The sequence below is a fragment of the Paracidovorax valerianellae genome (genome assembly GCF_900102625.1).
Classification (GTDB): Bacteria; Pseudomonadota; Gammaproteobacteria; order Burkholderiales; family Burkholderiaceae_C; genus Paracidovorax; species Paracidovorax valerianellae.
Map to the genome: position 1 here is coordinate 291,223 of NZ_FMZC01000004.1, position 19,706 is coordinate 310,928.

The 19,706-nt window shown below is 68.6% G+C and carries 15 protein-coding genes; 3 read left to right on the top strand and 12 right to left on the bottom strand.

Translation table 11 applies throughout. The features are described from left to right. Positions 1 to 86: 86 nt before the first annotated feature. The 3 genes from BLT03_RS09080 to BLT03_RS09090 form a co-directional block, all read right to left on the bottom strand. The gene (locus BLT03_RS09080; protein WP_092743071.1) at positions 87 to 1,325 is read right to left on the bottom strand and encodes an efflux RND transporter periplasmic adaptor subunit; all 1,239 of its coding nucleotides are present in this window, start codon (positions 1,323 to 1,325) and stop codon (positions 87 to 89) included. A 67-nt stretch (positions 1,326 to 1,392) separates the two neighbouring features. Next, positions 1,393 to 2,883 carry an efflux transporter outer membrane subunit gene (locus BLT03_RS09085; RefSeq protein ID WP_092742607.1) on the bottom strand — a complete coding sequence of 497 codons (1,491 nt, stop codon included), beginning with the start codon at positions 2,881 to 2,883 and terminating at the stop codon, positions 1,393 to 1,395. A gap of 19 nt (positions 2,884 to 2,902) precedes the next feature. Then, the gene (locus BLT03_RS09090; RefSeq protein ID WP_092742609.1) at positions 2,903 to 3,658 is read right to left on the bottom strand and encodes a CerR family C-terminal domain-containing protein; all 756 of its coding nucleotides are present in this window, start codon (positions 3,656 to 3,658) and stop codon (positions 2,903 to 2,905) included. Positions 3,659 to 3,860: 202 nt separating this feature from the next. On the opposite strand from BLT03_RS09090, the gene BLT03_RS09095 reads away from it, so the two are divergent. Further along, on the top strand, positions 3,861 to 5,765 hold the full coding sequence (locus tag BLT03_RS09095; RefSeq protein ID WP_092742611.1) for a methyl-accepting chemotaxis protein: 1,905 nt from the start codon (positions 3,861 to 3,863) through the stop codon (positions 5,763 to 5,765). A 128-nt stretch (positions 5,766 to 5,893) separates the two neighbouring features. Here the strand turns inward: BLT03_RS09095 and ssuD are convergent, their stop codons facing one another. The 9 genes from ssuD to BLT03_RS09140 all read right to left on the bottom strand — a co-directional run bounded on the left by ssuD (position 5,894) and on the right by BLT03_RS09140 (position 15,623). After that, positions 5,894 to 7,087 carry an FMNH2-dependent alkanesulfonate monooxygenase gene (gene ssuD, locus BLT03_RS09100; protein WP_092742614.1) on the bottom strand — a complete coding sequence of 398 codons (1,194 nt, stop codon included), beginning with the start codon at positions 7,085 to 7,087 and terminating at the stop codon, positions 5,894 to 5,896. Positions 7,088 to 7,136: 49 nt separating this feature from the next. Continuing rightward, positions 7,137 to 7,799 carry a methionine ABC transporter permease gene (locus BLT03_RS09105; protein ID WP_092742615.1) on the bottom strand — a complete coding sequence of 221 codons (663 nt, stop codon included), beginning with the start codon at positions 7,797 to 7,799 and terminating at the stop codon, positions 7,137 to 7,139. After that, complete coding sequence (locus BLT03_RS09110; RefSeq protein WP_092742616.1) at positions 7,771 to 8,991, bottom strand: methionine ABC transporter ATP-binding protein; 1,221 nt, start codon at positions 8,989 to 8,991, stop codon at positions 7,771 to 7,773. Before BLT03_RS09110 ends, BLT03_RS09105 begins: the two co-directional genes overlap by 29 nt. Further along, on the bottom strand, positions 8,988 to 9,818 hold the full coding sequence (locus tag BLT03_RS09115; RefSeq protein WP_092743074.1) for a MetQ/NlpA family ABC transporter substrate-binding protein: 831 nt from the start codon (positions 9,816 to 9,818) through the stop codon (positions 8,988 to 8,990). The genes BLT03_RS09110 and BLT03_RS09115 overlap by 4 nt, the downstream gene beginning before the upstream one ends. Then, positions 9,818 to 10,633 carry a MetQ/NlpA family ABC transporter substrate-binding protein gene (locus BLT03_RS09120; RefSeq protein WP_092742617.1) on the bottom strand — a complete coding sequence of 272 codons (816 nt, stop codon included), beginning with the start codon at positions 10,631 to 10,633 and terminating at the stop codon, positions 9,818 to 9,820. Before BLT03_RS09120 ends, BLT03_RS09115 begins: the two co-directional genes overlap by 1 nt. A gap of 70 nt (positions 10,634 to 10,703) precedes the next feature. Beyond that, positions 10,704 to 11,552 carry a MetQ/NlpA family ABC transporter substrate-binding protein gene (locus BLT03_RS09125; protein WP_092742620.1) on the bottom strand — a complete coding sequence of 283 codons (849 nt, stop codon included), beginning with the start codon at positions 11,550 to 11,552 and terminating at the stop codon, positions 10,704 to 10,706. After that, a complete protein-coding gene (locus BLT03_RS09130; protein WP_092742623.1) occupies positions 11,549 to 13,042 on the bottom strand; it encodes an LLM class flavin-dependent oxidoreductase in 1,494 nt (497 codons plus the stop codon). Before BLT03_RS09130 ends, BLT03_RS09125 begins: the two co-directional genes overlap by 4 nt. Position 13,043: 1 nt before the next feature. After that, the gene (locus BLT03_RS09135) at positions 13,044 to 14,306 is read right to left on the bottom strand and encodes an SfnB family sulfur acquisition oxidoreductase (RefSeq protein WP_092742625.1); all 1,263 of its coding nucleotides are present in this window, start codon (positions 14,304 to 14,306) and stop codon (positions 13,044 to 13,046) included. Positions 14,307 to 14,381: 75 nt separating this feature from the next. Then, complete coding sequence (locus tag BLT03_RS09140) at positions 14,382 to 15,623, bottom strand: SfnB family sulfur acquisition oxidoreductase (RefSeq protein ID WP_092742626.1); 1,242 nt, start codon at positions 15,621 to 15,623, stop codon at positions 14,382 to 14,384. A gap of 547 nt (positions 15,624 to 16,170) precedes the next feature. On the opposite strand from BLT03_RS09140, the gene BLT03_RS09145 reads away from it, so the two are divergent. Then, entirely contained in the window at positions 16,171 to 17,469 is a 1,299-nt protein-coding gene (locus BLT03_RS09145; RefSeq protein WP_245711297.1) for an AAA family ATPase, read from the top strand. Then, the gene (locus tag BLT03_RS09150; protein ID WP_092742628.1) at positions 17,466 to 19,685 is read left to right on the top strand and encodes a S8 family peptidase; all 2,220 of its coding nucleotides are present in this window, start codon (positions 17,466 to 17,468) and stop codon (positions 19,683 to 19,685) included. The genes BLT03_RS09145 and BLT03_RS09150 overlap by 4 nt, the downstream gene beginning before the upstream one ends. The last annotated feature ends 21 nt before the right edge of the window (positions 19,686 to 19,706 follow it).

Genomic DNA, 19,706 nt, shown 5'->3' on the forward strand with positions numbered 1-19,706 from the left:
GCAAGTCCTTGCGGGCGGCGGGGCCGCGGTGGCAAACGGGCAAAAACATGTTTTGCTCCTTAATTAATAGCAATGTGCCCTAGTGCTTATTGCGCTGGATGCACTTTTGATGCGGATTTTGAAGGCGCGGCAGGGGCGGCCGGTGCTGCGGACGCCGGAGTCGCCGGGGCCGCTTTTGCGGGGGCGGTGCCCGCGGGCGCTGCCGCCTGCACGCGCACCAGGTCGCCGTCGTTCAGGAACGCGCCGCCGCGCTCCACCACCGTCACGCCCGGCTGCAGGCCCGAGACGATCTCCACGCGGTCGCCTGTGCGCTGGCCGGTCTGCACGCGGCGCATCACCACGCGGTTGCCTTCGCCCACCTCGAACACGCTGCTGAAGCCGTCGCGCACCACTACCGCCGACTGCGGCACGCTGATGGCGTCGCGGTCGCCCAGCATGAAATCGCCACGCGCGAACATGCCGGCGCGCACGTCGGGGTGCGCCGGCAGGTCCACGTACACGAGGCCGTTGCGCGTCTGCGGATCGACCGTGGGGGCGATCATGCGCACCGTGCCGGGCACCTGGGCGCCGCTGGCGGCCGTCACGCTCACCTGGCTGCCGGGGCGGATGCGCGGCAGGTCGCTGGAGGTGACCTCGGCGCGCCATTCCAGCCGCCCCTTGCGCACCATGCGGAACAGTTCGGTGCCGCCGCCGAGCACCGCGCCCACGGTGGCGGTGCGCGAAGAGATCACGCCGCTGTCGGGCGCCAGCACCTGCGCGTGCTTGAGCCGCAGTTGCTGCGCGTTCAGCGCCGCCTGCGCGGCCTCCACGCGCGCCTGGGCCGTCTCGCCGGCGGTGGCGTATTGCTGAATTTGCTGCTGGCTCAATGCGCCGGTCGCCTGCAGCGTGCGGGCGCGCTCGGCGTTGGCGGCGGCCTCGGCCGCGCTCGCGCGGGCCTCCAGCAGGCTGGCGCGGGCCTGGGCCACATCGGCCTGCAGCGTTTCGGGCGCGAACGTGGCCAGCACTTGGCCGGCGCGCACGGTGTCGCCCACGTTCACGCGCACATCGGTCAGGCGCAGGCCGCTGCTTTCGGTGCCGATGCTCGCCTCCTGCCAGGCGGTCACGTTGCCGTTGGCCGGCAGGCGCAGCGCCAGCGAGGTGCGCGTGGGCTGCGTGGTGGTGACGGTGAGCGCCGGCCGGGGCTCGTTGGCCTTGGCGTTCTTGGCGTCGTCCGCCGCACGCGAGGGGCCGGCGGCCATCAGCGCGCCGCCAGCGGCGAGCACGCACACGGCCACCACGGCCAGTGCCGCAGAAAGGGAAGAGGGGACGAATTTCAAGCGTTGCATGGAGGTTCCGTTCATGCGGTCAACGACGACTGAAGGCTGAAGAAAAAAGAAACGGGCGCGCGGCGGTTCATCGCGCGGTGGATGCCGAGGCGGCCGGGGCGGCCGCGGCTGCGGTCGAAGGCGGCATCGGCGCTGCGGCAGCGGCCTGCGGGGTGGCTTCGGCCTCCCAGCCGCCGCCCGCGGCGCGGTACAGCCCGATCCACGCGGCCATGCGCTCCTGGCGCAGGTTGATCAGCGCCGATTCGGAGGCCAGCGCCGTGCGGCGCGAGTCTTCCAGCTCGACCAGGCTCGCCAGACCGCCGCGCCAGCGCGCTTCGGTGGCCGTGAACGAGGTGCGGTAGCCCTCTGCGGCGCGCTGGGCATCGGTGCTGCGCGCGGCGGTGCTGGCCAGGCGCACCAGGGCCTGTTCGACCTCGCTCACGGCCTGGCGCACGGTGCCGCGGTATTGCTGCACGGCCGCGTCGTACTGGGCCTCGGCCGAATCGACCTGCGCGGCGCGGCGGCCCGCATCGAAGATCGGCAGCGACAGCCCCACCGGCCCGATGGACCAGGTGTTGGAGTCCAGCGTCGCGCCGCCCGTGCGCACCCAGCCGCGGCCGACCGAGCCGCTGAGCGTGAGGCGCGGCAGGCGCTGGGCGCGGGCGCTGCCCACGTCGGCACTGGTGGCGGCCACCTCGCGCTCGGCGGCGTACACGTCGGGCCGCTGGGCCAGCACGCGGGCGGGCAGCGCATCGATGGCGAAGAGCGCATCGGGCACCGGCGCCGGCGGCGCGGCGGCGGCGCGGGTGCGCAGCGCGGATTCGTCCGTGCCTGTGAGCGCCACCAGGGTCTTCAGGTCGATCTCGCAGGCCATGCGCTGCTGTTCGGCGCGCACGCGGCCCTCGGCTTCGCTCGCCTGGGCCAGTGCCAGCGTGGCGGGCGCGGTGAACCCGGCCTGCTCGCTCTGGCCCGACAGGCGCGCCGTCTGCGAGCGCGATGCGGCATCGGACGCCGCCACCTCGGCCAGCGCGAGGCACTGGCGCCAGCTGCTGTATTGGTTCGCGACCTCGGCCGCCACCGATACGCGGGCCTCGTGCCACTGGGCCTGGGCACCGGCCAGGCGCTGGAGGGCCGCCTCGTTCGCTGCGGCATTGCCGCCGAACAGGTCCACTTCCCAACTGGCCTGCAGGGCGGCCTGGCCGGTGGTGGCAAGGCCGCCGACCTGCTCGTTCACCCCGCGGCTGGCGCTGGCCTGGCCGTCCAGCGACGGCAGCAGCGCAGCCCGCGCGCTCACCCGCGACGCCCGGGCCTGCGCCAGCCGCCCACGGGCCTGCGCCACGCTGGGGCTGATGTCCTGCGCCGCGGCGATCAGTTCGGCCAGCAGCGGGTCGCCTGCGCGCTCCCACCAGCGGGCGATGTCGGCCACGCTGCCGTGGTGCGGCAGCGGCGCCTGCCAGCCGGCGGGCGTGGGCGCCTCCACGCGGGCCGCGGGGCTGGGAACGGCGCAGGCGGCCAGCCACAAGGGCAGGGTGATCGCCAGCAGGGCGCGGGCGGTGCGGTGCGAAGGGATGGTGTTCATGGTCGGGACAAGAAAGGCTTCAGCGCCGCCGGGGCTCGGCGCGCCGGGCAGGGGTGGCAGGGGCGTCGGCGGTCACGGTGGTCTTGGTGGTCGTGGTGGCGGCACCTGCCGCTGCGCGCAGCGCCCGCTCGGCTTCCACCATGGCGAGCGCGTATTCGGTGAGGCGGGCGGTCCACGCGTCCACCGCCTCGGCGGTGTCCAGCAGTTGCGGCTCCATCACCGCCACCACTTCCTGCTGGCTCCAGATCTGGAACGCCAGGCCGGTGATGGCCAGGGCCAGCCGGTGCAGGCCGTCGTCGGGGCCGGCCGCGCCCAGGTGGCGGCACAGCAGCCGCACCATGGCGTCGTGGGGCTGGCGCACGTCCTGGTCCAGCTCCTTTTCCCACTGCTCGGTGGGGTCCAGCATTTCGCGGATGTGCAGCCGCATGTACTGGCGGGCCATCTCCCCGTGCTGCAGGGGCGACAGCACCCCGCTGAAATAGCGCTGGAACGCCTCGCGCAGGTCGAGGCCGTCGCGGGTGAAGTCCGCCACCAGCGTCGGCATGTCGCCGAACGGCTCGGAAAACAGCGCCGAATACAGCGCCGCCTTGTCGCCGTAGTAGTAGCTCACCGCCGCCACGTTGGCCTGGGCCGCCTGCGCGATGGCGCGGATCGACGTCTTGGCATAGCCGCGCTCGGCGAACAGCCGCAGGGCCGCGTGCAGCAGCCGCAAGCGTGCCGTGGGGGGGCCGGCCGGGGTTTCGGCGGGGGCGTCGGGGGGGCTTTGGGGGGACATCGCGGCGGATTACACCACGATAAATCAAACGTTTGTTTTAAATTGGGCCGAGCCTTGCGTTTGCTTGGCCGTAGCCGTGCCGACACAAAGCGATAAATCACCGGTAGCCGACGGGTTTCGTCGGCTTTTTCTGGCAAACTTTTTGTTGCAAATGGTGTGGGGTGTGGCCCGTCTTGGGCCGGTTCGATCAAGGGGCGCGCGCATGTTCAGGAATCTTTCCATCCGGGTGGCGCTGCTGCTCGTGCTGCTGTTCTTCACCGGCGCCCTGCTCGTCTCGGTGGGCGTGGGCTGGGTCGGCACGCGCGCCGGCGTGGTGGCCGGCGAGGTGCAGGACCGCACCACGCGCGACATGCTCGCGCTCAAGCAGGCCGAAATCCGCATGTGGGACAACCGCGTGGCCCTGGCCGTGGGCCACCGCAACGTGCTGCGCGGCGACCCGCCCGAAAGCGTGCGCTCGCAGACCACGCGCGCCGAAAAATCCATGCAGGAAGCGCGCCCCATCCTGCAGTCCGTGGCCCAGGGCCTGCCGGCCGACTGGTCGCAGGAGCGCCAGCTGGCCGCCTCGATGCTCACCGCCTTCGACGCCTACGCCGCGCTGGTGCAGCGCGGCGCCGTAGGCCTGGCGGGCGGCAACGAAGCCGAATACAGCGGCAAGGAGATCGTCGCCCAGCGCAACAAGCTGCTGGCCGACATGGAGGGGCTGATGAAGCAGCTTTTCGAGGCCGAAGGCCAGCGCGGCAACGCCCTGCAGGCGCAATCGGTGCGCCTGTTGAAGATCGCCGAAGTGGCGGCCGGGGTGCTGATGGTGGTGGGCGTGGTGCTGGCGATCCTGTGCTGGGTGTTCATCCGCCGCAACGTGCTGGCGCCGCTGGACGAAGCTGGCGCGCTGCTGGAAACCGTGGCGCAGGGCGATCTCACCACGCGCATCGAAGTGCGTTCGACCAACGAGATCGGCCGGCTCATGGGCGCCGCGCGCACCATGCAGGAGGGCCTGGCCCGCATGGTCACGCAGGTGCGCCAGGGCGTGGAGGAGATCCACACCGGCTCGCGCGAGATCGCGCTGGGCAACGGCGACCTGAGCGGCCGCACCGAGCAGCAGGCCGCGTCGCTGGAAGAAACGGCCGCCAGCATGGAGCAGCTGTCGTCCACCGTGAAGCAGAACGCCGACAGCGCGCGGCAAGCCAATCAACTGGCCGCCAGCAGCATGGCGGTGGCCCAGCGCGGTGGCGCGGCCGTGGGCGAGGTGGTGGCGACCATGCAGGCGATTTCGGACAGCTCGCGCCGCATCGCCGACATCGTCACGGTGATCGACGGCATCGCCTTCCAGACCAACATCCTGGCGCTGAACGCTGCGGTGGAAGCGGCCCGCGCGGGTGAGCAGGGCCGGGGGTTCGCCGTGGTGGCCAGCGAGGTGCGGGCGCTGGCCCAGCGCAGCGCCAGCGCCGCCAAAGAGATCAAGGGCCTGATCGACGAGTCGGTCGGCAAGGTGGGCGCGGGCTCGACCCAGGTGGAGCGCGCAGGCGCCACCATGCAGGAGATCGTGGCCTCGGTCCAGCGCGTGACCGACATCATGGGCGAGATCTCGGCCGCCTCCATCGAGCAGTCGTCGGGCATCGACCAGGTCAACCAGGCCGTGGTGCAGATGGACCAGGCCACGCAGCAGAACGCTGCGCTGGTGGAAGAGTCCGCCGCCGCCGCCTCGTCGCTGGAAGAGCAGGCCAAGCGCCTGCGGGAGGCCGTGTCGCAGTTCCGCGTGGCGGCCGGTGCCGTGCCGCTGGCGGCTGCGGTGCGCCCGCCCGCCGCCGTCTCTGCGCCCGTGCGCAGTGCGGCATCCGCCCCGGCCCGCGTGGCGAGCCGGCCAGCGCCCGCGCGCCCCGCCATTCCCGCCCCGCCTTCCAAGCCGCGTGCGCCTTCGCCATCAGCGTCGGCGGCATCGGCACCGGCCCATCCGAAGCCTGCTTCCCCGGCGCCTGCGTTGTCCGCTCCCGCCGCCAAACCCAAGGCGCCTGCTGCGCACAAGCCCGCAGCACCGTCCGCCAAGCCTGCCGCACAGCGCGCTGCGCCCGCTGCGGCATCGCGGTCGGATGACGACTGGGAAACGTTCTGAGACCCGTGGCGGATTTGCTACTGTTTTAATAGCTGTTAGCGCATGCTGTTAAAGCGCTGGAGGCATATTTGGTGCTTGGTGCTTGGTGATTGGGTGATGGGTGCCTGCAGCTGCCTTGGCCAGGAGGCTCAGCGCACGGACTCCGCTTCAGCCTCCGCCACGGCCGTCACGGCCGCCTCGCGCGTCGCACGGATGTCGAAGGCCCCGCCAGTCAGCGACTGATCGCGCAGCGTCACGGCCTGCTTGCCTGCCAGCCGGGGGAACACCAGTTCGGCGAAGCGGATGGCCTCTTCCAGGTGCGGGTAGCCCGACAGCACGAAGCTGTCCACGCCCACGTCCACGTATTCCTGCAGCCGCGCGGCCACTTCCTCTGCATTGCCCACGAGCGACGTGCCGGCGCCGCCGCGCACCAGCCCGACGCCGGCCCACAGGTTGGGGCCCACCACCAGCCGGTCGCGCCGGCCGCCGTGCAGCGCGGCCATGCGCTGCTGGCCGTGCGAATCCATGCGCGCGTAGTTCTGCTGGGCGCGGGCGATGTCGTCGTCGGTCAGGCGGCTGATGAGCCGGTCGGCATCGGCCCAGGCTTCCTCGCTCGTCTCGCGCACGATGACGTGCAGGCGCACGCCGAAGCGCAGCGGGTGCCGGGCCAGGTCGCGGCCCTGGCGCGCGGCGTGCCCGCGCACGTCGGCGATCTTCTCGGCCACGGCGGCGGGCGGCTCGCCCCAGGTCAGGTAGGCATCCACGTGCCGAGCCGCCAGCGCGTGCGCGGCCGGTGACGAGCCGCCGAAGTAAAGCGGCGGATAGGGCTGCGTCACGGGTGGGAAGAAGTTCTGCGCGCCCTGCACCTTGAGGTGACGGCCCTCGAAATCGACCTTTTCGCCCTGCAGCAGGCGGCGCCAGATGGCCAGGAATTCGTCGCTCGCGGCATAGCGCGCGTCGTGGTCGTAGAACACGCCGTCGGCCGCCAGTTCGGTGGCGTCGCCGCCCGGCACCACGTTCAGCAGCAGCCGGCCCGGGCCGAGGGCCTGGTCCAGCGAGGCCGCTTGGCGCGCCGACGCGGTGGGGTGGCCCAGCGATGTGCGCAAGGCCACCAGCAGCTTGATGCGCTGGGTGACGGGCACGAGGCTGGCGGCGGTCACCCACGGGTCCAGGCACGAACTGCCGGTGGGGATGAGCAGGCCGTCGTAGCCGAGTTGTTCGGCCGTGACCGCGATCTGGCGCAGGTAGCCGTTGGTGGGTGCGCGGCCGAAGTCGGACGTGCCCAGGTAGCGGGTGTCGCCCGAGGTGGGCAGGAACCAGAAGATGTCGGGGCGCAGGCTCATGGGAAGGAAAAGTTCGGATTCGGGTTCGGATTCGTTGTGCGCACGGCGTTCAGCGGCTGCGCAGCCAGCGCACCCAGCGGTCGCCGCTGAACTGCACCAGCGACACCAGGGCGATCAGCACCGCGATCACGATCAGCATCACCTGCGTGTCGAAGCGCTGGTAGCCGTAGCGAATGGCCAGGTCGCCCAGGCCGCCCGCCCCCACCGCGCCGGCCATGGCCGACGAACTGATGAGCGCCACCAGCGTGATGGTGAAACCGCCGACGATGCCCGGCAGCGCCTCGGGCAGGTACACGTGCCAGACGATGTGCCACTTGCGGCAGCCCATGGCCTGGGCGGCCTCGATCAGGCCCGGGTCCACCTCGCGCAGGCTCACCTCGGCGATGCGCGCGAAGAACGGCGTGGCGCTGATGGCCAGCGGCACGATGGCCGCCCACACGCCGATGGTGGTGCCGGTGACCATCCGCGTGAACGGGATCAGCGCCACCAGCAGCACGATGAAGGGCGTGGCCCGAAAGCCGTTGACCACGCTGCCCACGCCGCGGTGCACGCGCGGCGACGCCAGAAAACCGCCCGGCGCCGTAACGATCAGCAGCACCGCCAGCGGAATGCCCGCCACGAAAGCGATGCCGGCGGAGGCCCCCACCATCGCCAGCGTATCGGCGAACGCCTGGGTGTAGCGCTCAAAGGGAATGCTCAACGTCAGCGACATGGCCGATCACCTCGATGGAATGGGCAATGGCGCCAGGGCCTTGCACCAGGGATGAAAGCGGGGGCACTGCCACCGCACCGGGAACGGACAGCAGCAGCCGCCCCTGCGCGTGGCCGCGGATGCGGTCGATGCCGCCATGCACCAGGCGCACCGGGCTTTGCAGCGCGGTGGCGATGCGGGCGAAGTCGGGCTCCAGCCCGTCCTCGCCGGTGTAGCCCAGCCGCAGGATGCGTTGGTACGTGCCCGTGGCGGGCGGCTCGGGCCGCAGGCAGGCCTGCAGGTCGTCGGGCAGGCCGTGCTGCAGCGGCGCCAGCAGCGCGCGGGTGGCATCGTGCTGCGGCGCGCCGAACACCTGCCACACCTCGCCCAGCTCGGCGATGCGGCCTTGTTCCAGCACCAGCACCTGGTCGGCGATCTCGCGGATCACGCTCATCTCGTGCGTGATGAGGATCACGGTGATCCCCAGGCGCCGGTTGATGTCCCGCAGCAGTTGCAGGATGGAATGCGTGGTCTCCGGGTCCAGCGCCGAGGTGGCCTCGTCGCACAGCAATATTTCGGGGCCGGTGGCCAGGGCACGGGCAATGCCCACGCGCTGCTTTTGCCCGCCCGACAGGCGCGCGGGAAAGGTGCGGTGCTTGTCCTGCAGGCCCACCAGCGCCAGCAGTTCTTCGACGCGGCGGTGCACTTCGGCAGGCCGGACGCCGGCCACGCGCAGCGGCAGCGCCACGTTGTCGTACACCGTCTTGGCCGACAGCAGGTTGAAGTGCTGAAAGATCATGCCGATGCGCCGGCGCAGCGCCACCAGGCCGTCGTCGTCCAGCGCGGCGATGTCCGCCCCGTCCACCAGCACCCGGCCGGACGTGGGCGATTCGAGCCGGTTGATGGTGCGCAGCAGGCTCGACTTGCCCGCGCCGCTGCGCCCGATGATCCCGAAGATGCTGCCGGCCGGAATGTCGAGGCTGATGCCCTCCAGCGCGGGCACGGGGCCGGCGGACGAGTCGTACACCTTGGCCACGCGGTCGAAGGCCACCGTGCCGGTGAGCCCGGTCGCGCCTTCTCGGCGTCTTGCAGGCTGGGTCGGCTGCAGGTCCTGCACGGGTGTGCCGGGCGAGGCACCGGCGGCGGCGGGCCGCTGCGGCGCGGGTCCGGCCACGGTGCGCCACAGCGAGGGGCGGGGTGTGGCGGTCGTCATTGCGTTTTCCAGGGCAGGGTGTAGAGCTTGGCGTCGTTGTTGAACCGGCCGGCGATCACATTGCGCACCTGGGCCGAGTTCTGGAACAACTGCACGAAGCGGGCGATCTTCGGGTCTTGCGCCTTGTCCTTGCGCGCGACGAAGCCCATCGCATAGAACGAATCGTCGATGCCCGAATACAGCAGCGCGCGGCTGGCCTGCTCTTTCTTGCCCGCGTTGACGAAGTAGCTGGGCCACACCACGGCCAGGTCCACGTCCTGCAGCGAATGGATGAGCTGCGGGCCTTCGATCTCATAAAAGCGCAGCTTCTTCGGGTTGCCGACCACATCGTTCACGCTGGCGCCCACGGCGTTGCCCTGGCGCAGCGTGATGAGGCCGGCCTTTTGCAGCAGCAGCAAGCCGCGGCCCTGGTTCACCGGGTCGTTGGCCACCGACACCTTGGCGCCGTCGGGCACGTCCTCCAGGCGCTGGATGCGGTTGGAATAGATACCGATGTTCTGCAGCAGGCCCAGGCCCACCAATTGCAGCGAATAGCCGCGTTCCTTGATCGCGTTGTTCAGGAATGCCTGGTGCTGGAAGAAGTTCAGGTCGATGTCGCCGTTGTTCACCGCCTCGTTGGGCAGCGTCCAGTCGGTGAACTCGACCAGCTTCACGTCCAGGCCCTGTGCGCGGGCGTCGGCCACCACGGCCTCGATGGCGTCGGACGTGACGCCCGGCGTGGAGCCGATGCGGATCACATCGGCAGCGTGCGCGGTGAAGGCGGCGGCCACCAGCAGGCCGCCCAGCACTGCGCCGGCGGCGGCTTGGAGAAAGCGGTGCGTGCGCATCATTGCTGCGTCCAGGTCAGCACGTACAGGCGCTTGTCGCCTGCGAAGGCCCGGTCGATGGCGGCCTTGACCCCGTCGGAGTTCTGAAACACCTTCACGAACTTCTGGATCACCGGGTCCTGCGTGCGGCTGGCCTTGACCACGAACTGGATGGCGAAGCGCGCGTCTTCCACACCCGAATACGCCAGGCCGCTGGACGGGTCGAACGCCTTCGATGCCACGATGAAATGCGGGTAGCCCTGCGCGATGTCCACGTCGCCCGTGATGCGCACGAGCTGCGGACCTTCCACCTCGACGAAGCGCAGTTTCTTGGGGTTCTGGACAATGTCGTCCACCGTGCCCACGAAGCCCACGCCCGGCTTGAGCGTGATGAGACCGACCTTTTGCAGCAGCAGCAGGCCGCGCCCCTGGTTCACCGGATCGTTGGCCAAGCCCACCTTGCCGCCCACGGGCACGTCGTTCACCGACTTGTGCTTGAGCGAATACAGGCCGATGTTCGCCAGAAAGCTCGTGCCCGCGCTGGCCAGCTTGAAGCCGTTCTTCTGGATCGCGTTATCCAGGAACGGCTGGTGCTGGAAGAAGTTGATGTCCAGGTCGCCGGAATCCACGGCCACGTTGGGCGTGGTCCAGTCGGTGAACTCGGTCACCGTCACGTCGATGCCCTGGGCCTTGGCGTCCTTGGCCGCCGCCGCAATGGCATCGGCGTACACGCCAGGCAACACACCGATGCGCAGCTTGTCGGCCGCGTGGACGGCGCTGGTGCCCAGCAGGGAAAGTGCGACGAGGGGCGCGAGAAGAAAGCGAGGGAAAGTCATGGATGGGGCGGCTCAGCGAGGCCGTAAAGGTGAAGGAAAGGGTTGAGAGAGGGAGATCGAAGAAGCGGCATCACGGCGCCGGCCGGGCCAGCCACGGCAGGCTGTAAAGCCGGTCGTTGCCCGCGAAGGATTTGCTGATCTGCGCGCGCACGGCGGGCGAGTCCTGGTAGACCTTCACGAACCGCTTGATGCGCGGGTCCTGGGCCTTGTCCTTGCGCGCCACGAAGCGAATCGCATAGGCCAGATCATCGATGCCCGAGTACAGCAGCGCGCTGCCCGCCACCTGGGGGCGCCCGGCGTTCACATAGTGGGCGGGGTAGCCCTGGGCCAGATCCAGGTCGTCCAGCGCGCGCACCAGTTGCGGCCCTTCGATCTCGGCGAAGCGCAGTTTCTTTGGGTTGGCGACGATGTCGTTCACGCTGCCGCGCGCACCCACGCCGGCTTTGAGTTGAATGAGCCCCGCCTTTTCCAGCAACAGCAGGCCACGGCCTTGGTTCACCGGGTCGTTGGCCACGCCCACGCGCGCACCGTCCTTCAGGTCGGCGAAACGCTGCACCTTGAGCGAATACAGCCCGATGTTGGGCAGCAGGCCCGTGGCCACGCTGACGAAGGCATAGCCCCGCTCGCGGATCGCGTTGTCCAGAAAGGCCTGGTGCTGGAAGTAGTTCAGGTCGATATCGCCCGCCTCCAGCGCGGTGTTGGGCGTGGTCCAGTCGGTGAACTCGATGACCTTCACGTCCAGCCCCTGCTGGCGCGCCTCCTGTGCGGCCACCTGCACCGAGTCGGCCAGCGAGCCCGGCGTGACGCCGATGCGCAGCGGCGCGGTCGGCGCCGGGGTCTGCGCGTGCAGCGCCGGGGCCAGGCCCGCGGCGGCGAGCACGGCAACGAAGGAAAGCAGATGCCGGGCAAGGCGTTTCATGGCTGGGCCTCCAGGACGGATGGGGAATGGCGGGCCGCGTGCTGCACAGCCGTGCCATTCGTGCCGTCCGTGGTTTTGGCGGCATCGCCGGCATCGGCGGCTTCAGTGGCATTCGCGGAGCGGACAGGGGTGCGGCGAAAGGCCTGCGCGGCGTGCCGCGCCGGCAGCCGGTCGCCCTCGCCGAAGAGCCGGTGGCGCAGGGTGCCTTCGGCGTAGTCGGTCTTGTAGACGCCGCGGCTCTGCAGCTCGGGCACCACCAGGTCGATGAAGTCCTCGTAGCTTTCGGGCACCACGGTGCGGCTGAGGTTGAAGCCGTCCACGCCGGTCTCGGCCACCCACGCCTGCAGTTCGTCGGCCACCTGCTGCGCATCGCCCACGATGGCGGGGTAGCGGCCACCCAGCGCGAAGAGCTCGAGCAGCTTGCGGCGCGTCCAGCCGTGCTGCTGCGCCGTGCGGCTGGCCGACTCGATGGCGTTGCCGGGCGAATAGTCCACCGGCGCGTCGAGGTCGTACTGCGCGAAGTCGATGCCGGTGCTGGCGGCGAAATGCGCCAGTCCCGCCTCGCGGCTGGCGTAGCGCAGGTAGTCGGCATGCTTTTCGCGCGCCTCGGCCTCGGTGCGGCCCACCACCACCGCCGCGCCCACGAACACCTTCACATCGTCCGGGCGGCGGCCCGCGCGCACCAGTTGCTCGCGCAGGGCCTGCACCGTCTTGCGGGCCGCTTCCTTGTTGGGCGGGGAGATGAACACGCATTCAGCATGGCGCGCCGCGAACTGCTGGCCCCGGCCCGAGCTGCCCGCCTGGAACAGCACCGGCGTGCGCTGCGGCGAAGGCTCGCTGAGGTGATGGCCCTCCACGTCGAAGTAGCGGCCGTGGTGCACCACCTTGTGCACCTTCGCCGGGTCGGCGAACACGCGCGCGGCCTTGTCGCGGCGCACGGCGCCGTCTTCCCAGCTGCCCTCCCACAGTTGGTAGAGCACGTCCAGGTATTCGTCGGCGCGTTCGTAGCGCTCGTCGTGCGGCAACTGCTGCGGCTGGCCCATGGCGCGGGCGGCGCTGTCCAGGTAGCCGGTCACCACATTCCAGCCGATGCGCCCGCCCGTCAGGTGGTCCAGCGTGGAAAACCGCCGTGCCAGCAGGTAGGGCGCCTCGTACGACAGGTTCACCGTCACGCCGAAGCCCAGGTGGTGGGTGGCCGCCGCCATCGCGGGAACCAGCAGCAGCGGGTCGTTCACGGGCAGCTGGATCGACTCGCGCAGCGGCGTGTCCACGTTGCCCTGGTACACGTCATACGTGCCCACGATGTCGGCCAGGAACAGGCCGTCGAACAGCCCGCGCTCCAGCGTGCGCGCCAAGTCGGTCCAGTAGCCCAGCGTGCGGTAGTCGGTGGACCGGTCGCGCGGGTGCGTCCAAAGGCCGTGGTTGATGTGGCCCACGCAGTTCATGTTGAACGCGTTGAGCAGGATGTGCTTGGGGTTCGGTGTCGTCATGTCAAAGGGCCCCGTGGCGCGGCGGAATGCGGCCGTTCAGGTGGAAATTGCCGACGGCGTGGTACTTCCAGCGCACCGGGTCGTGCAGCGTGTGCGTGCGGGCGTTGCGCCAGAAACGGTCCAGCCCCTGCTGGCCGGTGGTGGCCGACGTGCCCGCCAGTTCGAAGAGTCGCGTGCCGGCGTCGAGCGACGCGGTGGTGGTGAGTGCCCGCGCTGCAGCGACGGCGATGGAAGCCTCGGCCACGCTCTGCTCAGTCGGGTTGGCCTGGGCCGCATCGACGAAGCGGCCGGCGCGGCGCACCAGGGCTTCGGCGGCTCGAATCCGCACGGCGGTTTCGCCCACCTGCTGGATGAGCAATGGATCGTCGGCGGCGCGCTCCACTCGCGCGTCGATCCAGGGCCGTGCGTGGTCGCGTACCTGGGGCAGCGTGGCGGCCAGCGCACCGCAGGCCAGCCCCAGGTCGATCGCCGCGTGAAGGAGCTGCGCCAGCGGACCGATGGGCGTGGGCCGCTCGAACGATGCGAGAAACGGCACGACCCATTCGGCCTTTACCCGCACGTCGTCGAACTGCACCGAGCCGCTGCCGGTGACCCGCTGGCCGAAGCCGTCCCAGTCGTCGGTGATGTGCACGCCTTCGGCCGTGCGCGGCACGAAGGCGAGGTAGGTCACATCGCGGCCCGCGTCGTCGGCCACCACCAGCGTGGGAATCCAGTGCGCATAGAGCGCGCCGGTGCAGTAGAACTTGCGGCCCCGCACGCGAAAGCCTTCGCCGTCCGGCACCAGCCGCGTGCGGCGCTGAAAATCCTTGTGGCCGATTTCTGCCAGCGCGTTGCCAAAGCGCTCGCCAGCCAGTGCGCGGCCGTAGAAGAAGCGTTGCTGGGCTTCGGTGCCACCCACGCGCAGCACCTCCAGCGCGTAGAAATGGTTCTGCGGAACCTGGCCGATCGAGCCGTCGGCCGCGCTGACGAGGGCGATCACCTCGGCCAGCGTGCCGGCGGACACGCCCGGGCCGCCGTGGGCGCGGGGCACGGTGATCGACCACAGGCCCGTGGCGACGAAGTCGTCGAGTTCGGCCCACGGCAGCAGGCGCTCGCGGTCGCGCCGCGCAGCGCCCGGGGCAATGCGCGCGGCGTAGCGCTGCGCGGCGGCGATGGCCTCCGCATCGGTGGCGATGCGTTGCGGGGCATGCAGCGGGGGCGCTGCGGGTGGCGGCGCGGTAGCGGCAGCAGCCAGGGGGTCGAGCGGGGCTTGCAGCAGGGTCATGGGGATGTGCGATGGATCGGTCAATCGGTCACTCACTCATTTACTCAGTCATGGGCAGGCGCGGCATTGAGCCGATCAGTTCCACGAATGCCGGGCCGGCAGCACGCCGTTCAGGCGGTGGTTGCCGATGAGGTGCAGCTTCCAGCGCACGGGGTCGTGCAGCGTGTGCACGCGGGCGTTGCGCCAGTGGCGGTCCAGGTTGGGCGCGGCGCGGGTGGAGGCCGAGCCGGCCAGCTCGAACAGCTTCTCGCTGGCCTCCAGCGCGATGCGCGTGGTGAGCACCTTGGCCTCGGCCACCGCCACCGACGCGCGGGCGCTGTCCTCGGCGCTCAGGCCCGGCTGTGCGGCCAGGGCATCGAACAGCTCGCCGGTTTCGCGCAGCACCTCGCGCGCCGCCTGCAGGTCGATTTGCAGGCGGCCCACGTCGGCGATCACGTAGGGGTCGTCATGGGCGTGCGCCACGCCGGAATCGATCCAGGGGCGCGAACGCTCGCGCACGTAGCGCATCGCATCGGCCACGGCGGCTTCGGCAATGCCCTGGTCGATGGCGGCCTGCAGCAACTGCGAGGTAGGGCCGTACAGGCCGGGCCGGTCGGCCAACCGCCAGAGCGGCAGCACATCGTCCGCCGACACGGGCACAGCGTCGAACACCACCGTGCCGCTGGCGGTGGTGCGCTGGCCGAAGGCGTCCCAGTCGTCCACCACAGCCAAGCCAAGCGCGTCGCGCGGCACCCAGGCCTGCACGGCACGGCCCGCGTCGTCGATGGCGCGCACGGGAATGCGGTGCGCGAAGAGCGCGCCCGTGGAATAGAAGCGCTTGCCGGTCAGGCGCAGGCCGTCCGGCGTGGTGCGAAGCCGTGTGCCGCTGTGCAGGACAGTGGCGGCGCCATCGGCTTTGCGCTCGGGCCCCGCGTTGCCCAGGCGGCGGCCGGCCAGCACCTCGCCGTAGAAGCGCTGCTTCTGCGCCTCGGTGCCCAGTTCGCGCAGCACGCCCAGCACGCCGAAGTGGTTCTGCGGAATCTGCCCGATGGACGGGTCGGCCGCGTTCAGGATCACGAACACCTCGGCCAGCGTGGCGTACGACACCTGGGCCCCACCGTGCGTGCGCGGCACGGTGATGCCGCCCAGGCCGCTGGCGGACCAGCGGGCCAGTTCGTCCCAAGGAAGGATGCGGCCCCGGTCGCGTTCGGCCGCGCCTTGGGCGAAGTCGGCCGCCAGCCGATGGGCCGCAGCGATGGCTTCAGCGTCGGTGGCGATCCGCGCCACGTCGGCAGGGATTTCGGGGAGGTGTTGTTGCAGTGCCGGTCTTGCTGTCATGCCCCGATTGGAGGGCGAGACGGCGCTGCGTGGTGCGAAGGAATCGGCGCATCGATATGCGGAATTCGTTGTGGGTATTCGCTGCTGGGGTGCGCGTTGAACGAGTTGCCGCTGATGGGATTGAGGCCACCTGCGTTGCGGCACGTCCTTGAGAGGCTGGATGTTCCGGCTTGACTTCGGGATCTGCCTGGCTGTCAATGCAGATGCACGGCTATTGGCTGGTGGACGGTATGGCCGTTGTTGTCGTTAAAAACTCTACCGCCTATGGCTGCTGTGCAGCGATCGCGGAAGCTCGAGGCCGATAGACAGCTTCACGGTGCGTGATTTCAAGCCGTCATCGGCTTACCTGAAAGCTAGCCAACTGCATTGACTGGAGTCGGGTGCGCTGCGGTCACTCAGCCTGACAGGCGACAGGTCGCGCCGTCAACCTGCTATGCACGTTAAGGGTCGAGCTCACGCTGTCGAACCTCGGTGGTCGTTCTGAACTGTTCCGGGAGCGGTTCACTGCGCTAGGAGGGCTTTCAATCCGATCTGATCCACGTGGGACTTGGCTCTCCATTTTGGTGCGCGAGCAGCTGCGCTTGCGATCTTTTTCGGCCTTTGCATCAAAAACGTGAGAAAATACATCTATTCCGCTTTGTATATTTTATTTCTTGTTTATTATCAACAACTTACAAACATGTTGGACGAAATGAATGATGTCCAATCAGATTTAGCCCAGCTGATTCGGCTTGCACTTGCAGAGCAGACGGAGGATGTGCGGCTGTTCGTGGCCCGACTCGTGCGCAAGTATCGCAACACGGATCCGGAGCTGGCTGAACAGATGGATCTGTACCTCCGCGCGAAGGCGCCCCGCGCAAGCGCTCCAATGCGCAAGGTCGCGCCGCCCGCTTCCCCAGTACAACCAATTCCGGTCGATGACGAATCAAGGTTGTCGCTGCTGAAGGTCTTCAAGGACGACCCTGATCGTGAGCAGCCGCTGCTGTCTCTGGACCTGGAAGAAACCTTGAGCCAGTTGATCCAGGAACGCCGCCAGACCAAGCGACTGGCATCGATGGGCCTGAACCCCACGCGTTCGGCCATCTTCGTCGGCCCACCCGGCGTCGGCAAGACGTTGACCGCGCGCTGGCTGGCGTCTCAACTGGGTGTGCCGCTGTATGTACTCGACCTGACCGCCGTCATGAGCAGCCTGCTCGGGCGAAGCGGGAGCAACCTGCGGGCCGCACTCGACTTCGCCAAGCGCAGCCCCTGCGTGCTGCTGCTCGATGAAATCGACGCCATCGCCAAACGCCGCAGCGACGACACCGACATTGGCGAATTGAAGCGCCTAGTCACGGTCATCCTGCAGGAAGTCGATGATTGGCCTGCCACCGGCTTATTGCTAGCGGCTACGAATCACGCGGAACTGATCGACCCCGCGCTGTGGCGTCGCTTCGACTTGGTGATCAACTTCAAGGCGCCGGAAATGCCTACGGTCAAACAGGCGATCAAGCGCTTTCTCGGCCCCGACTATGCATTGTTCGGCCGCTGGATCGACATCCTGACCTTCGCCTTCAACGGCGAGTCGTTCAGCGACATCGAGCGGGATCTTCAGCGTTTCCGGCGCGCTGTTGCATTAGGCACGGCCTCGGACGCCGATCTGATCGAGGAGTTCGTTAAATCGCGCGCACTGGTTCTGGAACGCCAAGGCCGCATCGATCTGGCAGTCCTGCTGGCCAAGCAGACCCGCCTGTCGCAGCACACCATCTCCGACATCACCGGCGTCAGCCGCGACACGATCCGCAAGTACACCAGTGAGCAGCCCGTGGCAGCGAAGAAAACCTCGAAAGGAAAGCCTGACGCATGAGCCAAACCAATTTTCTGATCGGGCGCGGCGAGCTGCTGACGCATGACATCAAAGGGCCGAAGCGCATGCCAGGCAAAGCGGAGGTTTATTCCTTCGCGCAGGCCGCGCAGCGACTGACGCCGCAATTCTCGGCGACCGCGACGGACCTCGACGCATTGCCCTCGAACGCTTGTCCTGGCGATTTTGGGGTGGCCCGGCTGACGATGAACCCCAGCTACATCGCCCGGTCCTTCTTCCCGACGGCAATGCTGCGCGCCGTGGGTCTGGAATCGGTCGGTAGCCGAACCGTGAAGGTGACACCTGGCGGTTGGACCAAGAAGGGCGAGCCCCAGGAATGCACGACGACAGAGCTGTTCGTCGCCGGAAAGCGCCAGGCATTTCGCCATCTCAATAAGTGGACTCGGCAGATCGAACCCGAGTCAGACGAAGCGTTGGACCTGGCACACATCGAGCAGTTTTCCGCCTTCACGCCTCGCGAGCGCATCGCCGACTATGGCAGCCCCAAGGATCGCTTCTTTGAGGTCGGTATTCACCTGCTGCCCGATGAGAGCCGCCTGCTCGTCCAGCAGGCCTTCGTGAATTACGCCAAGGAGGTGAGAGTCAAGGTTCACAGCGACCTTGGTTTCACAGCGGGCAACCTTTGGTTCGTGCCCGTCGAAGGCAAGCACGACCACATTGAGCGGCTTGCCGAATTCGTCTTCGTGCGCGTCATCCGTCCGGTGCCCAAGCTGCGCGGCATGCGGCCCGTGCACCGTACGGGCGAGGTAACGGTAGGCTGTAGCTTGCCGACCGAGCAGCCGCTGTCGTCGGAGCCTAGGGTCGCCATCCTCGACGGCGGCCTGCCTAAGCAACATGCCATCGGCCCGTGGCTGCGCTCTTACCGTGTTCTGGACGAAGACGCGCAGGACGATCCGGCGGGCCTGGAGCATGGCTTGGCCGTCAGCTCCGCCTTCCTGTTCGGTCCCATCCAGCCGAACGGCGCCGCCAGCCGCCCCTTCGCCTATGTAGACCACCTGCGCGTACTCGACAAGGACGCCGATACGGAAGACCCGCTGGAGCTGTACCGGACCTTGGGCTTCGTCGAGCAGGTGCTGCTCTCACGGCAGTACCAGTTCATCAACCTCAGCCTCGGCCCTGATCTGCCGATTGAAGACACCGACGTACACGCCTGGACGTCGGTCATCGACGACCTGCTGAGCGATGGCGACACCTTGATGACCGTGGCCGTTGGCAACAACGGCCAGATGGACCGGGCCTCCGGCAATGCCCGCGTGCAGGTGCCTTCGGACTGCGTCAACGCGTTGGCCGTCGGGGCAGCCAACGACACTGAAGCCACCTGGGCGCGTGCACCGTACAGTGCCGTCGGCCCTGGCCGCAGCCCGGGTGTCATCAAACCTGACCTGATGGCGTTCGGTGGCAATGCCGGGAACTACTTCCATGTGCTCTCACCGGGAAAGAAAGCGGCGCTCTCACCGCAGCTGGGCACCAGCTTCGCTTCTCCGTATCTGTTGCGCAGCGCGGTCGGCATTCGCGCCATCCTCGGACCCGAGTTGTCGCCGTTGGCGATCAAGGCGCTGCTGGTCCACGCCGCAGACGCTGCGACGTACGACAAGCTCGAAGTCGGCTGGGGTAAGGTGCCCGAAGACCTGATGAGCATCATCACCTGCCCTGAAGGGGTCGCGCGCGTGGTTTACCAGGGAGAGTTGAAGCCGGGCAAATACCTGCGCGCCTCACTGCCATTGCCCATCGGCGGCCTGAAAGGCAGTATTCGACTCAAGGCGACCTTCTGCTATGCCTCGCTGACCGATCCGCAGGACGCCGCCGCGTACACGCGCGCAGGCCTGGAAGTCGTTTTCCGCCCCAGCGACGAAAAGATCAAGGACGGCAAGACCAACGCCGACACCAAAAGCTTCTTCGACATGAAGAAATACGCTACAGAGGAAGAGCGGCGCTCTGACATGGGCAAATGGGAAACGGTGCTGCACAGCGCGAAGAACATGCGCGGCAGCACCCTCAAGAACCCGGTCTTCGACATCCACTACAACGCGCGCGAAGCTGGCCATAAGGCCAACGGTGCCGAGAAGATCCGCTACGCACTGATCATCACCGTCGAGGCCCCCAAGCATGCCGACCTCTACAACGAAATTCTGCGCGCCTATGCGAAGACGCTGGTGCCGATCCAGCCGCAAGTGTCGTTGCCGATTCGCATTCGTTAAAACGAACACAGTCACCCTGAT

Coding starts and splice junctions, on each gene's coding strand:
- BLT03_RS09080 (WP_092743071.1), bottom strand. CDS start 1,325: ATGCAACGCTTGAAATTCGTCCCCTCTTCCCTTTCTGCGGCACTGGCC.
- BLT03_RS09085 (WP_092742607.1), bottom strand. CDS start 2,883: ATGAACACCATCCCTTCGCACCGCACCGCCCGCGCCCTGCTGGCGATC.
- BLT03_RS09090 (WP_092742609.1), bottom strand. CDS start 3,658: ATGTCCCCCCAAAGCCCCCCCGACGCCCCCGCCGAAACCCCGGCCGGC.
- BLT03_RS09095 (WP_092742611.1), top strand. CDS start 3,861: ATGTTCAGGAATCTTTCCATCCGGGTGGCGCTGCTGCTCGTGCTGCTG.
- ssuD (WP_092742614.1), bottom strand. CDS start 7,087: ATGAGCCTGCGCCCCGACATCTTCTGGTTCCTGCCCACCTCGGGCGAC.
- BLT03_RS09105 (WP_092742615.1), bottom strand. CDS start 7,799: ATGTCGCTGACGTTGAGCATTCCCTTTGAGCGCTACACCCAGGCGTTC.
- BLT03_RS09110 (WP_092742616.1), bottom strand. CDS start 8,991: ATGACGACCGCCACACCCCGCCCCTCGCTGTGGCGCACCGTGGCCGGA.
- BLT03_RS09115 (WP_092743074.1), bottom strand. CDS start 9,818: ATGCGCACGCACCGCTTTCTCCAAGCCGCCGCCGGCGCAGTGCTGGGC.
- BLT03_RS09120 (WP_092742617.1), bottom strand. CDS start 10,633: ATGACTTTCCCTCGCTTTCTTCTCGCGCCCCTCGTCGCACTTTCCCTG.
- BLT03_RS09125 (WP_092742620.1), bottom strand. CDS start 11,552: ATGAAACGCCTTGCCCGGCATCTGCTTTCCTTCGTTGCCGTGCTCGCC.
- BLT03_RS09130 (WP_092742623.1), bottom strand. CDS start 13,042: ATGACGACACCGAACCCCAAGCACATCCTGCTCAACGCGTTCAACATG.
- BLT03_RS09135 (WP_092742625.1), bottom strand. CDS start 14,306: ATGACCCTGCTGCAAGCCCCGCTCGACCCCCTGGCTGCTGCCGCTACC.
- BLT03_RS09140 (WP_092742626.1), bottom strand. CDS start 15,623: ATGACAGCAAGACCGGCACTGCAACAACACCTCCCCGAAATCCCTGCC.
- BLT03_RS09150 (WP_092742628.1), top strand. CDS start 17,466: ATGAGCCAAACCAATTTTCTGATCGGGCGCGGCGAGCTGCTGACGCAT.